The sequence below is a fragment of the Flavobacterium terrae genome, from assembly GCF_900142035.1.
Classification (GTDB): Bacteria; Bacteroidota; Bacteroidia; order Flavobacteriales; family Flavobacteriaceae; genus Flavobacterium; species Flavobacterium terrae.
On sequence record NZ_FQZI01000008.1, the window covers coordinates 1 to 17,382 of the forward strand.

22 protein-coding genes are annotated in these 17,382 nt (G+C 30.5%); 12 read left to right on the forward strand and 10 right to left on the reverse strand.

The genetic code is table 11. The features are described from left to right. Positions 1-138: 138 nt before the first annotated feature. From BUC09_RS14085 to BUC09_RS14125, 9 genes are all read left to right on the forward strand, one after another. Positions 139-777, forward strand: a complete 639-nt coding sequence (locus tag BUC09_RS14085) for a class I SAM-dependent methyltransferase (RefSeq protein WP_073312229.1) — start codon at positions 139-141, stop codon at positions 775-777. A gap of 182 nt (positions 778-959) precedes the next feature. Then, positions 960-1,727 (forward strand): abortive infection system antitoxin AbiGi family protein, encoded by a 768-nt coding sequence (locus BUC09_RS14090; RefSeq protein ID WP_143161941.1) that lies wholly within the window; start codon positions 960-962, stop codon positions 1,725-1,727. 246 nt (positions 1,728-1,973) lie between these two features. After that, entirely contained in the window at positions 1,974-2,834 is an 861-nt protein-coding gene (locus tag BUC09_RS14095; protein ID WP_073312231.1) for a helix-turn-helix domain-containing protein, read from the forward strand. A 100-nt stretch (positions 2,835-2,934) separates the two neighbouring features. Continuing rightward, positions 2,935-3,228 (forward strand): putative quinol monooxygenase, encoded by a 294-nt coding sequence (locus BUC09_RS14100; protein WP_073312232.1) that lies wholly within the window; start codon positions 2,935-2,937, stop codon positions 3,226-3,228. Positions 3,229-3,489: 261 nt separating this feature from the next. Then, complete coding sequence (locus tag BUC09_RS14105) at positions 3,490-4,389, forward strand: carboxypeptidase-like regulatory domain-containing protein (RefSeq protein ID WP_073312233.1); 900 nt, start codon at positions 3,490-3,492, stop codon at positions 4,387-4,389. A gap of 172 nt (positions 4,390-4,561) precedes the next feature. Further along, positions 4,562-4,957 (forward strand): hypothetical protein, encoded by a 396-nt coding sequence (locus BUC09_RS14110; RefSeq protein WP_073312234.1) that lies wholly within the window; start codon positions 4,562-4,564, stop codon positions 4,955-4,957. A gap of 130 nt (positions 4,958-5,087) precedes the next feature. Further along, complete coding sequence (locus tag BUC09_RS14115) at positions 5,088-5,543, forward strand: hypothetical protein (RefSeq protein ID WP_143161942.1); 456 nt, start codon at positions 5,088-5,090, stop codon at positions 5,541-5,543. A 92-nt stretch (positions 5,544-5,635) separates the two neighbouring features. Continuing rightward, on the forward strand, positions 5,636-6,538 hold the full coding sequence (locus tag BUC09_RS14120; RefSeq protein ID WP_073312236.1) for an AraC family transcriptional regulator: 903 nt from the start codon (positions 5,636-5,638) through the stop codon (positions 6,536-6,538). 168 nt (positions 6,539-6,706) lie between these two features. Continuing rightward, complete coding sequence (locus tag BUC09_RS14125) at positions 6,707-7,363, forward strand: DUF4240 domain-containing protein (RefSeq protein ID WP_073312237.1); 657 nt, start codon at positions 6,707-6,709, stop codon at positions 7,361-7,363. A gap of 70 nt (positions 7,364-7,433) precedes the next feature. Here the strand turns inward: BUC09_RS14125 and msrA are convergent, their stop codons facing one another. The 5 genes from msrA to BUC09_RS14150 form a co-directional block, all read right to left on the reverse strand. Then, positions 7,434-8,039 carry a peptide-methionine (S)-S-oxide reductase MsrA gene (gene msrA, locus BUC09_RS14130; RefSeq protein ID WP_073312238.1) on the reverse strand — a complete coding sequence of 202 codons (606 nt, stop codon included), beginning with the start codon at positions 8,037-8,039 and terminating at the stop codon, positions 7,434-7,436. A gap of 1 nt (position 8,040) precedes the next feature. Then, on the reverse strand, positions 8,041-8,508 hold the full coding sequence (gene msrB, locus BUC09_RS14135) for a peptide-methionine (R)-S-oxide reductase MsrB (RefSeq protein WP_073312239.1): 468 nt from the start codon (positions 8,506-8,508) through the stop codon (positions 8,041-8,043). A 197-nt stretch (positions 8,509-8,705) separates the two neighbouring features. Then, on the reverse strand, positions 8,706-10,085 hold the full coding sequence (locus tag BUC09_RS14140; RefSeq protein WP_073312240.1) for a hypothetical protein: 1,380 nt from the start codon (positions 10,083-10,085) through the stop codon (positions 8,706-8,708). Positions 10,086-10,088: 3 nt separating this feature from the next. Further along, on the reverse strand, positions 10,089-10,997 hold the full coding sequence (locus BUC09_RS14145; protein WP_073312241.1) for a hypothetical protein: 909 nt from the start codon (positions 10,995-10,997) through the stop codon (positions 10,089-10,091). An 18-nt stretch (positions 10,998-11,015) separates the two neighbouring features. Then, a complete protein-coding gene (locus tag BUC09_RS14150; protein ID WP_073312242.1) occupies positions 11,016-11,435 on the reverse strand; it encodes a DM13 domain-containing protein in 420 nt (139 codons plus the stop codon). Between the two features lie 110 nt (positions 11,436-11,545). On the opposite strand from BUC09_RS14150, the gene BUC09_RS14155 reads away from it, so the two are divergent. Both BUC09_RS14155 and BUC09_RS14160 read left to right on the forward strand, forming a co-directional pair. Beyond that, the gene (locus BUC09_RS14155) at positions 11,546-12,751 is read left to right on the forward strand and encodes an LETM1-related biofilm-associated protein (RefSeq protein WP_073312243.1); all 1,206 of its coding nucleotides are present in this window, start codon (positions 11,546-11,548) and stop codon (positions 12,749-12,751) included. A 46-nt stretch (positions 12,752-12,797) separates the two neighbouring features. After that, the gene (locus BUC09_RS14160; protein WP_073312244.1) at positions 12,798-13,739 is read left to right on the forward strand and encodes a LysR substrate-binding domain-containing protein; all 942 of its coding nucleotides are present in this window, start codon (positions 12,798-12,800) and stop codon (positions 13,737-13,739) included. Positions 13,740-13,788: 49 nt separating this feature from the next. On the opposite strand, the gene BUC09_RS14165 is transcribed toward BUC09_RS14160, so the two are convergent. From BUC09_RS14165 to BUC09_RS14185, 5 genes are all read right to left on the reverse strand, one after another. Continuing rightward, positions 13,789-13,986: a hypothetical protein gene (locus BUC09_RS14165; protein ID WP_073312245.1), complete on the reverse strand. Its 198-nt coding sequence runs from the start codon at positions 13,984-13,986 to the stop codon at positions 13,789-13,791. 179 nt (positions 13,987-14,165) lie between these two features. Continuing rightward, positions 14,166-14,363 carry a hypothetical protein gene (locus BUC09_RS14170; RefSeq protein WP_073312246.1) on the reverse strand — a complete coding sequence of 66 codons (198 nt, stop codon included), beginning with the start codon at positions 14,361-14,363 and terminating at the stop codon, positions 14,166-14,168. An 81-nt stretch (positions 14,364-14,444) separates the two neighbouring features. Continuing rightward, positions 14,445-15,110, reverse strand: a complete 666-nt coding sequence (gene mnmD / locus BUC09_RS14175; protein ID WP_073312247.1) for a tRNA (5-methylaminomethyl-2-thiouridine)(34)-methyltransferase MnmC2 — start codon at positions 15,108-15,110, stop codon at positions 14,445-14,447. Next, positions 15,111-15,542 (reverse strand): hypothetical protein, encoded by a 432-nt coding sequence (locus BUC09_RS14180; RefSeq protein ID WP_073312248.1) that lies wholly within the window; start codon positions 15,540-15,542, stop codon positions 15,111-15,113. Continuing rightward, a complete protein-coding gene (locus BUC09_RS14185; RefSeq protein WP_073312283.1) occupies positions 15,542-16,045 on the reverse strand; it encodes a DUF4920 domain-containing protein in 504 nt (167 codons plus the stop codon). Before BUC09_RS14185 ends, BUC09_RS14180 begins: the two co-directional genes overlap by 1 nt. 209 nt (positions 16,046-16,254) lie before the next feature. Between BUC09_RS14185 and BUC09_RS14190 the strand changes: the two genes are divergently transcribed. Continuing rightward, positions 16,255-17,322, forward strand: a complete 1,068-nt coding sequence (locus tag BUC09_RS14190) for a branched-chain amino acid aminotransferase (protein WP_073312249.1) — start codon at positions 16,255-16,257, stop codon at positions 17,320-17,322. Positions 17,323-17,382: the final 60 nt, after the last annotated feature.

Here is a 17,382-nt window from a genome sequence, read left to right on the forward strand (position 1 = left end):
GTGCTAATTTTTATCTTTTTCTTTCTAACTTTTCAGTTATATTTGTAAGCAACAGTAATAAAATTCCGCCACTTTATAAAGCCGGCGGGACGTTAGTGGCAAGTTAAGCCCAAAATTACGCAGATAAAATCGTATAAAATGAATATAGATAATCAAAAAGAATATTGGGATGAAGTTGCAGAAATAAAAACTTTTACACATCCAATAGATTTAGAATTAATAAATGCTTTTTTAAATAAACAAAGTAGAATTGTTGACTTTGGATGTGGTTATGGAAGAATTGTGAAACAATTAACCGATTTAGGATTTGAAAATGTTTGCGGATTTGACACTTCTAAAGAATTAATTTCAAGAGGAATATCAGAAAACAATTTAGCTCTTTATCATATTGAAAATCCAACAGAACTAAAACTAGAAGACAATTCTATAGATTGCATTATACTTTTTGCTGTTTTAACTTGTATTCCATCCAATGATGGACAAAATAGTTTAATAAGTTTACTTCTATCTAAACTTAAAAAAGGTGGAATTATATACATAAGCGATTACTACTTACAAGAAAATTCAGTTGAAGTTGAACGATATGAATATTTAAACGGAGACAAAAATAATTTTGGAGTTTTCAAACTACCAGAAGGAGCTACTTTCCGCCACCATACTAAAGAGTGGATTAAAACTTTGACAAAAGATTTTGACGTTTTAATAGAAAATCCATTAGTTGTAAAAACGATGAATGGAAACATTGCAAATGGATTTCAAATAATAGCAAAAAAATAACCTGCCACTAACAGGCGTTTGGCAAGATTGCGAATTTTGTAGTAAATTCATGTTTACATTTCGCAAGAAATTTTATCTTTAACAGAAAATAATCGGTTCCGAACTTCGCAACCTCGCCAAGCGCCGGAACGTTAGTGGCAAGCTTAACACCAATCGGTAGACAAACAAAAAAACAATTTAAAATGGCAATAAGCACAAATTCAATAATTCACTATACGAAAAGTTTAGATAATTTATTGCAAATCTTAAAAAATGGTTTTTCTCTTAAATATTGCAAGGAAGATTTCTTTTGGAAACAGAAAAAACTAAGATATGCGTATCCAATGATTTGTTTTTGTGACATTCCACTTTCTGAAGTAAAAAAACATCTTGACTCTTACGGTCATTATGGAATTGGATTAAAGAAAGATTGGGCTGTAAAAAAAGGTTTAAATCCAGTATTATATTTAGAAAAGGAATCTTCATTATCTGAAACATTAATGCAACAAATAATGAGATTTGACAAGAACAAAAAAGAATTGAAAACAAACCCAAATACTCCAAAAATCGACGAGGTTTGGAGACAAGAATTAATTACACTTTGTTCTCATATTAAAAATTATGATGGCGATTTAATTATTAATGGTAAAGAGATTAATAATTATCGGTTTTATGATGAAAGAGAATGGAGATATGTACCAACAAAACTAGAACTTAAAGGTAATAAAAGAGCTATTTTACAAGACATATATATTGCTGACAAGGAAAAATACAATAAAGAAGTTGGAAAAATTAAACTTGAGTTTGATATCGCTGAAGATATTTCATATATCATAGTTAAGGAAGAAAATGACATTCATAAAACATTAGACTTTATAAGTCAGAATTTCAAAAAAACTCTTTCTGCTTCTGATATGGAAATTCTAATGACTAAAATAATTAGTACTGACCAAATTATAAATGATTTTTAAATAAAAGCCAGCCACTAACAAGCGTTTGGCAAGATTGCGAATTTTGTAGTAAATTCACGTTTACATTTCGCAAGAAATTTTATCTTTAACAGATAATAATCGGTTCCGAAGCTCGCAACCTCGCCAAGCGCCGGAACGTTGTGTGCAAGGCTAAACGACCTCTTCATCCAAACTTGAGCAAACGATTTTTGAAATAGAAATTTAATATATTTACAATGCCAAAATGTTTTTTAAAACAACACTATTATGGACATTACAAATCTTCCCGAACATTTATTTGAAAGTAACTACACAGAGACACCAGACCTGCAAATTGCTAACTACGAGGTGTATAAACATGTTTCCAAAAATAAGATTAACCTAAACAAAAATGTATTCAGTTTTTTGTTAGACGGACAAAAGGACATTCACTTTTCTAATGACATCGTTTCAATAGATCATACACAATCCTTGCTCCTTGCGTCGGGGAATTTTTTAACAACCGAAATTGTTGGGGCAAATAGTTATAGTTGCCTACTCTTTTTCTTTTCTCAAAAAAACATTAATGATTTTTTATTGAAATATGGGCATTTATTTAACCCAAATGACTTTAACAAAGCAGCTACCAGTAGTCCTTATTTCCTTATGGAAAAAGACAATTTTATTATCCATTTTATTAATTCTATTCAACAAATTTATGGCTTGAATCAAACAATCTCTCAAAAGATTCTGGAATTGAAATTTGAAGAAATTATGCTGTATCTGGCTGATAAGTATGGGCAAAGTTTTTTTGTTTATCTACATTCTTTGTTAATCAACAAAAGAGAATTTTCTTTTAAAATGGTTATTGAAAAAAATCTGTACACGAGTTTGAATATTGATGAGGTCGCTTTTCTATGCAATATGAGCCTGTCTACTTTTAAGCGAAAATTCATACAATTATATCAAGAGTCTCCAGGAAAATGGTTTCAACTAAAACGGCTCAACAAAGCCAAAAAGTTATTGCTTAATAATGAAGCGACACCATCAGAAATCTATATGGACTTTGGTTATGATAGCTTATCAAATTTTAGCACAGCCTTTAAAAATGAATTTGGTTACAGTCCAAAAAACATTATGAAAACTTGACCTTTTTTCATAAGTTTTTGAACTAAATACAAAAGCCTCACAAGCTTAAATGAGCTAAATTTGTTAAAACAAAATTGGTTTAATTAAAAAATAAAAAGACATGAAAAAATTAGGATTATTAGTTCGACTAGAAGCAAAAGCTGGAAAAGAAAAAAATGTTGAAGAGTTTATTACAAGTGCATTGCCACTTGCTAATGAAGAAGCGGGTACTATTACATGGTATGCGTTCCGTATTGACGCTTCTACATTTGGCATTTTTGACACTTTTTCAGATGAAGAAGGCAGAGAAGCACATCTTGGTGGTAAGATTGCAAAGGCGTTAATGGAAAATGCACCTGAATTGTTGGCTACTGCACCATCTATAGAGAAAATAGACGTTTTAGCGGCTAAATAAACATACCACAATTATTATAAAATGGCAGCCTGTCAAAGTTCTGTAAATGAATTTGGACAGGTTGCCTTTGTTTACAAAACAGCTTGATAATAAATTAAGCTTAGACTGACGAAGAAACCCAGCACACAACAGCGGTTTCGCGCTATTGCTGGTTTTTCTTGAATTGTACTTATTTCTTCACGAAAATATTTTATCTTAGCAGAAAGTACGCAGTTCGCTGGCATCGCAACAGTCGCGAAGCCGCGGAACGTTGCCCACAATATGAAAAAAATACTTGCAATCATAATCCTATTTATTACAAATTTTAGTTTTTGCCAATTAAGAGCAGTAATTATTGACAGTGAAACGAAATCGGTTATACCTTATGTAAATATTTGGATTGAAAATGAAAACATTGGAACAACTTCTAATGAAAAAGGCGAATTTTCAATAGATATTACTAGTGGTAAATTTTTAATATTATCAAGTTTAGGATACGAAAAAAAGAGAATTGAAATATCGTCAATTTCAGAAAAAATAGTTCTAAGTCCTAAAATAACAGAATTGAATGAAGTCATAATTAGTTCAACAAAAAAACAAAAAGAAATCGTAATTGGGAAATTTAATGATTTGGATGTTGGTTATTATTATGCCTCTTTTGACAAACCCGAAATAAAAGCAAGATATTTTCCATTTGACTCAAGTTACTCAAAAACACCTTATCTTAATAAATTAAAATTTAGGATTTACAGTAACATTAAAAATGCAAAATTTAATGTTAGAATTTACTCTATAGGAGAAAATGGAGAACCAAAAAATCCTATTTACAATAAAAACATTATTGGAATTGTAAAAAAAGGAACGGAAAATATCGAGCTGGATTTGTCGGAATTAGATATTATGTTCCCAAAAAACGGAGTTTTTATTAGTTTTGAGTGGTTAATTATACCAGAAAATGTATTCAAAACTTCATTTCCAATAAAAGATTCTAAAAAGCGAATAGAAAAAATAATGTACGAACCTAAAGTTGGATTATTACCGAGTGAAACAGACGAGAATAGCTGGACTTATAAAAATGGGAAATGGGAAAAAGTTAAGGCTTTTGATACGAAAACCAATCACCCAAAAGAATACATAAATAAATTTGGACTTTTAGCAATAGAAATGACATTAACAAATTGAAAAATACTGTGGGCAACAGCGGTTTGCTTCAATGGCTACTTTCGGATTTTCCTACTGAAAACCCAGATAGCGCGGATTTGCAATCCGTGCCTAAAAAGAATAGTAATTACAATTGTAAAAAGTTGTAGTTTTATTTTTTACAAACCTTTTTAAAAATAATTAATCGAAGACAATGCACAAACCTTACGAAAAAGGGCTAAATCATAAAGCTGACTTCAGAGTAAAGTACAAATTTCGTAGTCCAGAGAATGGTGGCAGAAAAACCGGACCACCATATCAAGGAATTCGATGTGACTTTTCATTTGTTGGAGAACCTGAAAATAAAATGTACATGATATGGCCAGAGTTTGAAGACAACGAAGGAAACGTATTAACATATAATGATCAATCAGTACCAAATGAAGGCACTGCAAGAATGTGGATTATTAATAATGAAATGCGACCTCTTCACTATGATAAAATTAAAATCGGAGTAAAAGGAAATTTCAGAGAAGGAAATTTGTATTCAGCAGACTGTGAAGTCATTGAAATACTAGACTTAAAAATTAACCCAACTCAAAATAAATAACTATACACGCTCCTGCGCAAATCCTTCGTTTGGTAATAATAGAAATAATGTCCTAGAATCATAAACATTAATGAAAATTTCAAATAATTTTATCTTCTTTCTTCTGTTACTACTATTAATCTTTATGCTAATGGATACAAGAAATTTGATAAATGTTCCTTTTTATATTGACTTATTATTTTTTTTAATTGGATTTATTATATCAGGAATAACTCTTCATTTATATGTAGGAAAAGATTGGATTAAAGAATTTAAATCTGCGGCATATTTTATAATTGCTTTGGTAATGACAGCTTTTCCATTAAGCGTACTTCTTTTAGCTGTTTTTAAAGTTTCAATTATCTACTACAACCACAAACAAGGTGATATTTTTAAAGAAAAGTGTTTAGTCGAAAATGTGTCAACTGGAAAATATAGATCATTATCTTATAGATTTAGAGATAAAATATATGATACTAAATCATTTAATTATCTGGATTACAGTAAATGCAACCATGATTGTTATGTTGAACTAACTCTAGAGAAAAAACCTTTTGGAATGTATTACATACTGAATATAAAAAAAACAGAATTAAATCAACACTAATTATTAACCGCGACGCCAATTCTTATCTATAAATAAGCAATAATAAACAAAAGGATATCCAGTAGGTTACTTATTTTAGTCAAAAAAATAGTTTGGAAAATTTAGAGCATATACAAAGGATTAGAAAAGTCTTAGACTATATTGAAAATAATCTCCAAGAAGATCTTAGGTTAGAAACCATAGCAAAAGTAGGACTCTACTCTCCTTTTCATTTCCATAGAATATTCAAAGTAATTGTTGGCGAAACCATTCAGGATTTTATCATTAGAAAAAAAGTCGAAAAAGCAGCATTACAATTATCTAAAAACAAAACCAAGTCCCTTACTGAGATATATGCAGAAATTGGTTTTAACAGCCATTCTACTTTTACAAAAGTGTTTAAAAAACACTATGGGATTCCTCCTACTCAATTTAGAAAATTAGCCCCAGAGCATTTTAGCAAGATTTCACAAATTAATGGCAATAATGAACAAAACACCGTGATTTTTGAACAATACATTTGCACTATTCAACAAATACAAAAAATTATGGAACACACAAAAATTGAAGTAAAACAAATGCCAGAAATGAATCTTGCCTCTGTACTGAGTATAGGTATGCAAAATGTAGAAAAAGCGTATGAAAAAGTAATCAATTGGGGAATTTCAAAAAAATTATTTCCTGGCGAAAATGTCAAAATGATTTCTGTTTATCACGACAGTGCAAAAGTAACGCCTCATGATAAAGTTAGAATCAATGCTTGTATGCTTGTTGAGCTACCTATTAAAAGAGAAGATGATGTTTTTCCGGAAACGCTACCTTCTGGAAAATACATTGTAGGGAGTTATTTTATTACTCTTAACGAATTTGAACAGGCATGGAATGGCTTATTTTTATGGATGAACGAAAAAGGGTATCAATTTAGAAAATCATATCCTTATGAAATTTACCATACTAATTACAAGGAACATCCTGAAGGTAAAATGAGTGTGGATTTTTGCATTCCTATCATTTAAAAAAATCAAAAAAAAAACCAATCTCCATGACAGAGATTGGTTTTCCAAGGTAACATTAACGCAGATTTATTATCCTTGTATACTAAGAACACTAACTACAATTGTTAAAAGTTGTAGTTTTGTTTTTTATAACGGTAGCAGAATAAAAGTACTATTAACCTAAAAAGAATGAGACATAAAAAAATTTTTATATCACTAGTATTATTAACAATTATCTCATGTGGTAAAACAAAAAATGATGTTAAAAAGATAAACAAAATCGAATTAAAAGAGTTTATAAAAAGTGATAGAATGGATAAAACTGAATTTTGGAAATTGATAGAATATTCTATTGCAAAATCAAATAACAATAAATTATTACAGGAAGAAGCAATCGTTGAAAAATTAGTCACCTATAATGCAGAGCAAATTATTGAATTTGAAAAAATTTTTAGGGAATTAGTTATCGAAGCTGATGATTTTAAAATAATGGCAGCACAGAAAGTTATTGAAGGCTATGTTTCTGATGATAGTTATTTATACTTCCGTTGCTGGTTAATTGGAAAAGGGGAAAAGATATATACAGAAACACTAAAAAATCCAGAGTTTTTAGCTGAAAATATAAATCAAGATGAAGAAACATATTTTGAAGGATTAATGTATGTTGCAACTTCGGCATATCAAAAAAAAACTAGCAAAAAAGAGGAAGATGAAACTTTTCCAAGAACTGTTTGTATAGAAAAAGGTTTAGATTATGATTTTGGAGCACCTCCAACAAAAGGAACTGATTGGAGAGAAGAAGATTTACCAAAAACTTATCCTAAATTATGGGAGGTTTTCAATTAAAATTAAATCCATAAAAAAACCAATCTCCATGACAGAGATTGGTTTTCCAACTTAACAAATCTATTTTAACCTACTTTTTCTTTTTTAACCTATCCTTAAATACTTTCTCAAATTTTTCTAATTTGGGTTGTATCACGTATTGGCAATAACTTTTAGACTTGTTATTTTCATAGTAATTTTGATGGTAACTTTCTGCTTTGGTAAATCCTTTGTAAGGTTCTAGCGTAGTCACAATTTTAGAGTCGTAAGCCCCAGAATTATTTAGTTTGGTAATAATATCCTTTGCTATTTTTTTTTGATTTTCATTAGCATAAAAAATAACCGATCGGTATTGAGAACCTTTGTCGGCTCCTTGTCTGTTGAGTTGTGTTGGGTCGTGAACCGTAAAAAACACTTTAAAAATTTCGTCTAGATTCGTTTTACTAGGATCATACTTTATCTGAACCGCTTCGGCAAAACCAGTAGTTCCAGTAGAAACCTCATCGTATGTAGGGTTTTTAATGCTTCCACCAGAATATCCAGACTCCGCAGAAATCACTCCGTCAAGACCATCAAAAACCGCTTCGATACACCAAAAACAGCCTCCGCCCAAAGTAATCGTTTCCGTTTTTGGTTTTGCTTGTTGTGCAAACAAAACAGCTGGAAGCAATGCTATTAAATACAATAACTTTTTCATCTTATTTCTTTTTTGGTTTCATGTCGGGTTCAAAATCTAACGAAACCGAATTCATACAATACCGTTTTCCTGTGGGCTCTGGACCATCGTCAAACAAATGCCCTAAATGTCCGCCACATCTGCCACATAAAGCTTCTACTCTATCCATTCCGTGGGATTTGTCATCTTTAAACACAATACTTTTTTTGTTTTCTTGCTCAAAAAAACTTGGCCATCCGCACGAGCTTGCAAACTTAGCATCAGAACGAAAAAGGGTGTATCCGCAAGCGGCACAATAATAGGTTCCTTCGCCTGTATAATTCCAATACTTCCCTGTAAAAGCAGCTTCAGTTTGTGCCTTTCTAGACACTAAGTATAAATCTTCGGGCAAAATTGATTTCCATTCTGCGTCTGATAAATGAAGCTTTTTTTCGTCTGTATGAGAGTAATACTTGTGCTTTGCATTATTTTGAGCTTGCAACGGAAGCATCAATCCCAATAGAAAAATAAAGCAACTGATTTTTAAAAACTTAACTAACATATTTTCTTCTATTTTAAATTATAGTACTAATTTATATCTCTTTCAAAACTGAATTTGTAAGCTAGATGACATGTCTAAAGTGCTTTAACAAATGATTAAGAATAAAAAGGTTCCTCACAACAAGAAACCTTTAAAAAAACTAAAATCTAACTGAAAAAAAGCACCTTGCATTGTGTTTTATTGTCTGACTCTATAACCCAATATCCTTTTTTAGATAGATAGGTTTTATAATTGAGTGATTTATTTTTATCTATAGTTTTTATATACTGCTGGAAATTTTGTGAACTATCAAGCAAATACAGTGACTCTTTATCAAACTTAAAATTAGCATAGTCATTATCCAGTAAATCTACCTTTAATAAATCTTTTGAAGTATTGTCTTGAGATTTTTTAAATTTTAATGAAGACTGAGATTTTTTTAAACCATCATTGTCATTGATCGTTACAGTATTTAAGTAATTACGATCTTTTGAAAAAATGCTGCAAAAAACTTCGTTATCTCTTAATCGAATCGAAAAATTGATTTTTGAAACATCTTGATTTTGATTAAAACCCAATGGATCAAGTACTTCTTGATGTGATTCCCAAAGCAATTTGCCATTTGAATCGTATTTAAAAATGTAAAAACCCAAAGGAATGTTAGTTGAATTTGTTATTTCCTTTGCTTCACTACCAAATAATCCATAGACATAAACATTTCCTGAGTTTTTATCTACCAAGTAATTATTAACGGCTAATTCACTTAATTTTTTAGTATTAGAAGGATCTACAACGCCACTACCATTGTTTGACAACAATAAAAAATGCTTGGGTTCACTCACAAAATAGGAATAATCACCCGTTTTTGAACCTTCTAGATTATATACGGTTCTGTAAATGGTCGCCGATTTATAGTTCTTATTAATTGATTTAGTGATAAAACTAAGATCACTTTCATTAATGCGAACATCAAAATCAAATCCTTCGGTAAATGTTGCTGTCGTTTTATTTTCTAACTTATTTAAATCTGGCTTTTCTAACTTGTTTTTTACTACTTTGCTACCAAATAAGTCAATTACTTTAAGAAAAACATCATCGTTTTTCAAATCTATTTTTGTGTTTTCTTTTTGGTTTACAAAATCCAATCCGTAGATATCATTAAAGTATCTAAAACGTTCATTGATAGTAAAATACTTTGTAGGCACTCCATCCAGGATTAATTTATACTCTGAGGGAAATTCATTCTTTTCTGGTAATTTACCTATCAAAAAAGCAGTTTCAATAGGCGAAAAAACACAATTGGCTAATTTTTCATTGGCTACTAACTTTTGAGTAAAACCATCCTTGTCAAAAGCCCAAACATCAGTAATAATATTTCCGTACGCTTTAGAAGTCCTTTCACCTAATGTCATTACCACTTTGTCTTGGTTAGGCAAATAAATTACATCTAAGGGTTGCTTATTTTCCTTAAAAGAAACCTCAGATATAACTTTTTGGGCAAAAGTGGTTGATGATATAAGCAGAAGTAAATAATTTAGCTTTCTCATATATTAAAAACCTTGTTTAAATGACAATCCAAAAGTAAAAGCTCTTGTCAAACCATCAGGTCTAACCTCACGAACTACAAAAGGAGTTGCTAATGAAGTTTCTATACTGCTATTGTCACCAATTTTATAATTAGCTATTAAATTTCCATTGATGGTTAATCCATCAGAATTTGCGATTTCAACTCTGTTCCCAAATTGATTTACATACGAATCATTTCCTAAATGGTATATAAACAATGCATTAGGCTTTAACGTCAGTTTTTCGTTTAATAACACTATGCTGTATGTAGATCTAAACAATACATCTGATTTACGGTGAAACAAATTGGTTGAATCAAATTTATCTGTAGGAGATAAAGATGATAAGTAAGAGTTTTTATTATCATTTAAAGGAATTTGAGCGGCAATATTAAAATCCCATTTTTTTACACTGGCTTCTAACCCTCCAATAATATCAAAAGTTCCCAAACTAGATTGATAAGGCATAGGCAATGACACATTATTGATTTTGTCATTCCCTGATGTTAAAGGAATTTTTACACCCAAAAGCCCTGACCATTTTAAATTGTTTGCATCAGGATTGAATTTATAATTTCCTGTAACAAAAACATCTCCAACATTGCTTCTTGTTCCAAAACTACCATTAGCAACTGTTCCTGTTAACCTTGCATTTACAGCAAACTTGTCTGTAAACAAACGTGTGTAACTGGCATAAGGTGAAAAAATAGTTACATCTTCTTCCCCAATTCCATACACGCCTCCTATTTCAATTAAGTTCTTTTTTTCAGTATTAGCGGCTTTAAAAGGGTTTCCTACCGAACAAAATCCAGCATCACTACAACCCTGGGCCGAAATTTGTTGAATACCGAAAACCATAAATGGGAAAATTGCAATTTTAAAATTCTTAAGCATAGTATTTATTTTAGTTTATTAGTTTACATTAAGTTGAGCAACAGCATACAAATGATTGAATTGCTGACAATGTATAAGCACATACGGATAATTTGCTAATACGGTTTCGGAAGGGATTAGATAAACACTATTTCCGTTACCTGCAAAATTTCCTAGATTGACATATTGTGTTGGCGTATCCGATTTAGACAAATACACTTTTAAATCTGGAGCCGAAGACACGTTAGCATTCTCAATTTCTAACTTATATACTCCATTATCTAGATATACTTTTACCATTCCTGAAGCATTAACACCTGATGTTGGCGAAAAACTTCCAGTATATTTCAAAACAGCTCCTTCAAGAATCGACACATTACTTTCTTTTTGAGTCAATTCGCCTTCTTTTTCACATGATAAAGTGAATAAGGCCACTAAGATTAACAAATACTTATTCATAATTTAAAGGTTTAGATTACAAACTTAAATACTTTAGCCACCCTAAAATGTTAGCTAGGTTACATTAGATAATATTTGTTATAGTTTCTTTTTTTACATTAATTTGCCACATGATAAATCCTTCGGCACATGGATGGATAAGTAAATTTTTCTTTGAGCAAGACTCACAAGAGCAATTCATCTTATATAATTCTGAAAGTTTTTATGTAGCCACCAGAGAAACGGGTTTTTTAGTTGGTTATGCGACACATTTTGTGACTTCAAAACCAGTAGAAACTAAAGGCTGGACTACCGAAGAATTTTCTAAAATTGCGCTTTTAAATTCACTTTTTGGTATTTATCAAATTGTAACCAAAGACAATAATTCTGAGGAGTTTATCAAAAAGAGCGTTGCTTTTTACCAAGAACTACATCCTAAAAATTCAGGTTTACTAGATATTTTTTTACCAACGGATTCTGCTGAAAATAAATTAGAAAAAATTATTGCTAATCGCATAAAAACCAATGACAATATCATTAGCAAGAATTTCTCTCATATTCTAACTAATGCCTTACTTTTTATTGATGTATTGGCTTTTAAAAGATATATTGAAGAAGGTAGTTTACCCAAAAAGTATTTAAAAAAAATAGAAGAGATTATTGTAAGTGTCGTATCTATTGCACTGAACACTAAAGAAACCAAATCAAACTATGATGATTTGTTGCAAAAACTCTTCGAATCGTCTGTTCGTTATTCAAAGTTCGAAAAATCAGCTAAGGAAACTTCACTCGATAATATTGATTTTTCTTATTTAGAAGACGATTATGAGCGTTATTACTTGATTGATATTGCTAATATGGCTTTGTGGAACGATGGCGTAATCGAAAAATCTGAACGCAGCTTTTTATTTGAATTGGCAAAGCATCTTAACGTTTCAAATGATTTTGTAAAGAAAAGCATTAATGATATGAATGTCTTTTTGACTGAAAATAAATCATCCATTCATTATTTCAATTATTCGAACCCTGTGAAGCATTTTTATGACCAAACCACTTCAAATGTGCAAACATTGGTACAAAGAAATAAAACCAGATTGCTCATAGAAATTTCGCAAAGCAAAGAATTAGTAACTCTTTTACGCAAATCAGCTTCAGAAAAATTAACGCTAGAAGAAAAAAAGAAGGTTCGTAATCAAATACTTGACATTTGTAAAACAATTCCATCCCTGACCATCTTTCTTGTTCCTGGCGGAAGTTTATTATTACCTATCTTAATAAAATTCATACCACAATTACTTCCATCGGCTTTTAACGAAAATTTAGACAAAAACATGTAATAAGTTTTTCTTATTGTTTTTATATTTGAATAAAATTTTACTATAAATGACAATCACTCAACTACAATATGTTTTGGCAGTAGCCGAATACAAAAATTTCACACTTGCTGCAGAAAAATGTTTTGTTACTCAACCTACTTTAAGTATGCAAATTCAAAAAGTAGAAGAAGAACTAGACATTATCATTTTTGATAGAAGTAAAAAACCTATTCAACTTACAGAAGTAGGTCAAAAAATTGTAGCTCAAGCTAAAAACATCGTTAACGAAGCAGATAGAATTCAAGATATTGTAGACCAACAAAAAGGTTATATAGGTGGAGAGTTTCGTTTAGGAATTATCCCAACGATAATGCCTACACTACTACCTATGTTTTTGAATAATTTCATTAAAAAGTATCCAAAAGTTAAATTAATTATTGAAGAGTTAAATACTGCTGAAATTATTACCAAACTAAAAAACGGTCATTTAGATGCTGCAATTGCTGCTACACCACTTGAAGAAGAAAAAATTAAAGAAGTCGTTTTATACTACGAACCATTTATGGTATATGTTCCTGAAGAACATGCTAAATTTGACAAAAAAGAACTTGAGATAGAGGATTTAAATGTTGATGAAATTTTACTTTTACAAGACGGTCACTGCTTTAGAGAAGGCATCTTAAATATTTGCAAAAGCAAATCACAATCGAAAGAGAATAGATTTCAAATTGAAAGCGGAAGTTTCGAAACGCTACTTAGACTTTCAGATGAAGGGTTAGGCATCACTCTATTACCTTATTTGCATACTTTAAATTTTAATGAGAAAGAGAAAACAAAACTGCGTCATTTTGCGGACCCAAAACCATCAAGAGAAGTAAGTTTAATTTTTCCAAAAAACGAATTAAAAATTCATATTATTGATGCTTTACGAAATGTAATTTCTGGAGTATTAAGAGGAGCTATTGCATTTCAAAATGTAGAAATAATAAGTCCTTTGCACAAGAAATAAAAAAAAGGAGCTTTTAGCTCCTTTTAAGTTCACGTTTTTTTATGTTAAGTTAGACATCAACAATGTGAATACATTGTTTCAATTCTGGTTTTTCACTTGTGAAATACAGCAACCATTTTTTTAAATGCTCTAGTTCATAAGGAAGTAAATTTCTAACAGCTTTCTTTAACTCTTTTGTAAAAAGTTTAATGTCAAAGCTAACTTTTTCAAGTACGTTTTTGGTGTAATCGTAAATCATTCGGGGCATACTCACTTTGCTTTATAATGAAACAATTGACTTTAGAACTCAATATAAATTTATTGCTTTTTGTCGGTAAAAAGCAAATAAAATCGATAAAGTGTAAATTTAACTTTTATTTCACAAACTTTACTTACAAAGCTTGGAAATAAAACAAATAAAAAGGGAGCTTTTGAGCTCCCTTTTTATTATACCGTTAAATAAATTTCACATTTTCTAAGTTCAGGTTTACCTTTAGTAAAATTAAAGAACCATTTAGTTAATTCTTCTATTTCGTATGGCAAAAGCAACTTTACTGCTTTTTCTAATTCTTTACGAAACAAAACTGGATCAAAACTGACTCTCTCAAGAATCGATTTTGTATAGTCAATCATTTGTCTTGACATAAGCAAAAATTTTGTGGTATTGTTATTCTCAAATTTACTAAATTTTAAAAAACAAAACACGCAAATACTATTAAATTTTCCTTAAAAATTCTTAAACGCAATAAACATTTCTCTCTTACCTGGTGGTCCTGGAACCTTTTTTACCTGAAATCCTGCATGTTGCATTGCCCGTTTAATTACACCACGTGCTGCGTAAGTAACTAAAATCCCTTTTTCTTTAATCGAATTGAACATTTTTACAAAAATTGCTTCACTCCACAACTCTGGTTGGAATGGATAACCAAAGGCATCAAAGTAAACAATATCATATTGATTAAGATCATCAATATCTTGAAAAAGTCGTTTTCGTTTAGTTAAAGTAAAGTTTTCTGTAATCTTTGTTTTAACGCCCCATTCTGAATTATGCATTAACGAAAACTCATCCTTAAATTTTTCAGCATTAAGCTGTTCAACATAATTTAAACTCTGTATCTCTTCATCCGAAATAGGATAAGCTTCAATTCCAACATAATCTATTGTCAAATCATTTTGTTCTGATTCCAATAGAGTTACAAAAGCATTAAGTCCTGTTCCAAAACCCATCTCTAAAATAGAAACGGACTTTTCTTTTACTAAAGAAAGTCCGTTGTTAATAAAAACATGGTATGCTTCTTGAATGGCTCCATTTTTAGAATGATAACATTCTCCCCAATCTACTAAATGAATTGTAGTAGAACCATCTTCAGTCTTTATAATTTTTCGCTCCAATTATTTAATGTATAATTTTTTGATTCTCACAATAGGTCCACCACATTTTACTTCATGACATTTCACGCACTCATCAATGCTTGCATTAAAATGTTCTTTAGCATTTTTAGGATCTTCATAAATCATCTTTTGCGATTGAATGAAAGCTAAAGCATGTGATTTAAAAAAATTGTCATTCTCTTGCTTGTCAGTCATTACAGCTTTATGAATTTCTAAAAAGTGTTGTGGAAACTTACCAATAGTATCACCATTAATTATTCTTTGCTTTAATCGTTCGTTATCAACATACATTTGCTCCATGAGCATTGCCATTTCTGACATTTCGTACATTTCAAACTTTTTTTCTTCTTTAGCGGGTAATTCACATTTTTCCTGCTTTTTTTCACAAGAAGTAAAAAATAGAATTAGGGATAAAAAAATTAAACCTCTCATTATGATTTTTTAATTAAAACCCCTGTTGCTTGAAAAGCATAAGTTACCTTTGGCTTCGTTATTTTATTGATTTCTTCTTGTGACTTTTTCCCATCTTTTGCATAGTGACGTAATTCCTCTACAGAAACAACATCGATGTAAGCTTTACCACTTACAATTGCTTCACTTCCATCAGCATTAAGAGGAACAAAAAAACCATAATCTTTGAAACGTACAAAAGAATTATTATTATCTGACAAATCCATATTCATCCAACAACCTTTCTTTTTACAAACTTCTTTGATTTTAGATTTGAATTTAATTACAACTGTATCACCTTTTTTCAAGGTCTTATATTTTTTAAGCATTGCTTTTTCGGTTAACACCCCAGAAGGTGTAAATCTTTCCCCAAATAAAGCATAATCATTAGTGTTAATTGCAGTCCCTTTTTTAGATTGAGCCATGATATTATTAGACGCAAACAAAACAGAAAATACAACAAGTAAAAATACTTTTTTCATCATAGTTAGTTTTTTATTTAATGCAAATCTATAAGAAATAGCGTAAAACATATAATAACTTTAACATTAATCTAAAAAAATTAACAAAACATCAATGAACGGCAAAATATTTTAAAACTTTAAAAAAAATAACATGTTCTCGATCAAATATTGACCATAATTTAACAATGGGGTTTAATATTTATTAAATTAGCAAAAAATAATCTAGGTAAATGAGCTTACAAACTTCTAGCGAAATTGACATTATCAAGGCCGCTACTTCAAAAATTGACCAAGTTGACTTTGAAAAACTAACTTTTGGTAGTGTATTTACAGATCATATGTTAGTTTGTGATTTCAGAAATGGAGCTTGGGAAAAACCCGTAATTAAGCCTTACGAACCTTTTGTACTAGATCCTTCTGCTAAAGTTTTTCATTATGGTCAAGCCATTTTTGAAGGAATGAAAGCTTATAAAACTGAAGACAATTCAGTTTGGTTATTTAGACCAGAAGAAAATCATCTAAGAATGAATAAATCGGCTGTACGTATGTGTATGCCAGAAGTTCCTGAATCAATATTTATAGATGGTTTAAAAGAACTAATTCGTTTAGATGAAGCATGGGTTAAAAACGGTAAAGGAAATACTTTATACATTCGCCCTTTTATGATAGCGATTGGAAGCGGAGTAATTGCGCAACCTTCAACTCAATATCGTTTTTGTATCATTTTATCACCTGCAAAAGCATACTATTCTGGTGATGTAAAAGTACTCATTGCAGATTATTACAGCCGTGCCGCAAATGGTGGTATTGGTGCTGCAAAAGCTGCAGGGAATTATTCTGGGCAGTTCTACCCTACTCAATTGGCTCATAATGCAGGTTTTCAACAAATCATTTGGACAGATGATGCAACTCACACAAAGCTTGAAGAATGTGGTACAATGAATGTTTTCTTTAGAATTAACGACACCTTATATACAGCACCTACTAGTGATAGAATATTAGATGGTATAACACGTAAAAGTTTAATTGACTTAGCAAAACGTGAAGGCATTAATGTAGATGTTCGTCCTGTATTAGTAGATGAACTAGTAGAAGCAGCAAAAAATGGCAGTTTAAAAGAAATTTTTGGCGCTGGTACAGCTGCTGTGGTTAACCCAATTGTAGGATTTCAATATAAAGATGAGTATTTTGAATTGCCGAAATTAGAGAAATCATATGCTACTGATTTAAAAGAAAAATTAACTAACATTCAATACAAATTAGCTGAAGACACTTTTGGTTGGACAGTTAAAATTTAATTTGATACTTATAAAAAAAGGCGATTTTTAATTAAATCGCCTTTTTTTTATAAACTAGAT

Coding starts and splice junctions, on each gene's coding strand:
- BUC09_RS14155 (WP_073312243.1), top strand. CDS start 11,546: ATGATAAATCCTTCGGCACATGGATGGATAAGTAAATTTTTCTTTGAG.
- BUC09_RS14170 (WP_073312246.1), bottom strand. CDS start 14,363: ATGTCAAGACAAATGATTGACTATACAAAATCGATTCTTGAGAGAGTC.
- BUC09_RS14165 (WP_073312245.1), bottom strand. CDS start 13,986: ATGCCCCGAATGATTTACGATTACACCAAAAACGTACTTGAAAAAGTT.
- BUC09_RS14150 (WP_073312242.1), bottom strand. CDS start 11,435: ATGAATAAGTATTTGTTAATCTTAGTGGCCTTATTCACTTTATCATGT.
- BUC09_RS14140 (WP_073312240.1), bottom strand. CDS start 10,085: ATGAGAAAGCTAAATTATTTACTTCTGCTTATATCATCAACCACTTTT.
- msrB (WP_073312239.1), bottom strand. CDS start 8,508: ATGCTTCCGTTGCAAGCTCAAAATAATGCAAAGCACAAGTATTACTCT.
- BUC09_RS14095 (WP_073312231.1), top strand. CDS start 1,974: ATGGACATTACAAATCTTCCCGAACATTTATTTGAAAGTAACTACACA.
- BUC09_RS14105 (WP_073312233.1), top strand. CDS start 3,490: ATGAAAAAAATACTTGCAATCATAATCCTATTTATTACAAATTTTAGT.
- BUC09_RS14160 (WP_073312244.1), top strand. CDS start 12,798: ATGACAATCACTCAACTACAATATGTTTTGGCAGTAGCCGAATACAAA.
- msrA (WP_073312238.1), bottom strand. CDS start 8,039: ATGAAAAAGTTATTGTATTTAATAGCATTGCTTCCAGCTGTTTTGTTT.
- BUC09_RS14190 (WP_073312249.1), top strand. CDS start 16,255: ATGAGCTTACAAACTTCTAGCGAAATTGACATTATCAAGGCCGCTACT.
- BUC09_RS14180 (WP_073312248.1), bottom strand. CDS start 15,542: ATGAGAGGTTTAATTTTTTTATCCCTAATTCTATTTTTTACTTCTTGT.
- BUC09_RS14185 (WP_073312283.1), bottom strand. CDS start 16,045: ATGATGAAAAAAGTATTTTTACTTGTTGTATTTTCTGTTTTGTTTGCG.
- BUC09_RS14085 (WP_073312229.1), top strand. CDS start 139: ATGAATATAGATAATCAAAAAGAATATTGGGATGAAGTTGCAGAAATA.
- BUC09_RS14090 (WP_143161941.1), top strand. CDS start 960: ATGGCAATAAGCACAAATTCAATAATTCACTATACGAAAAGTTTAGAT.
- BUC09_RS14100 (WP_073312232.1), top strand. CDS start 2,935: ATGAAAAAATTAGGATTATTAGTTCGACTAGAAGCAAAAGCTGGAAAA.
- BUC09_RS14110 (WP_073312234.1), top strand. CDS start 4,562: ATGCACAAACCTTACGAAAAAGGGCTAAATCATAAAGCTGACTTCAGA.
- BUC09_RS14115 (WP_143161942.1), top strand. CDS start 5,088: ATGGATACAAGAAATTTGATAAATGTTCCTTTTTATATTGACTTATTA.
- BUC09_RS14125 (WP_073312237.1), top strand. CDS start 6,707: ATGAGACATAAAAAAATTTTTATATCACTAGTATTATTAACAATTATC.
- BUC09_RS14145 (WP_073312241.1), bottom strand. CDS start 10,997: ATGCTTAAGAATTTTAAAATTGCAATTTTCCCATTTATGGTTTTCGGT.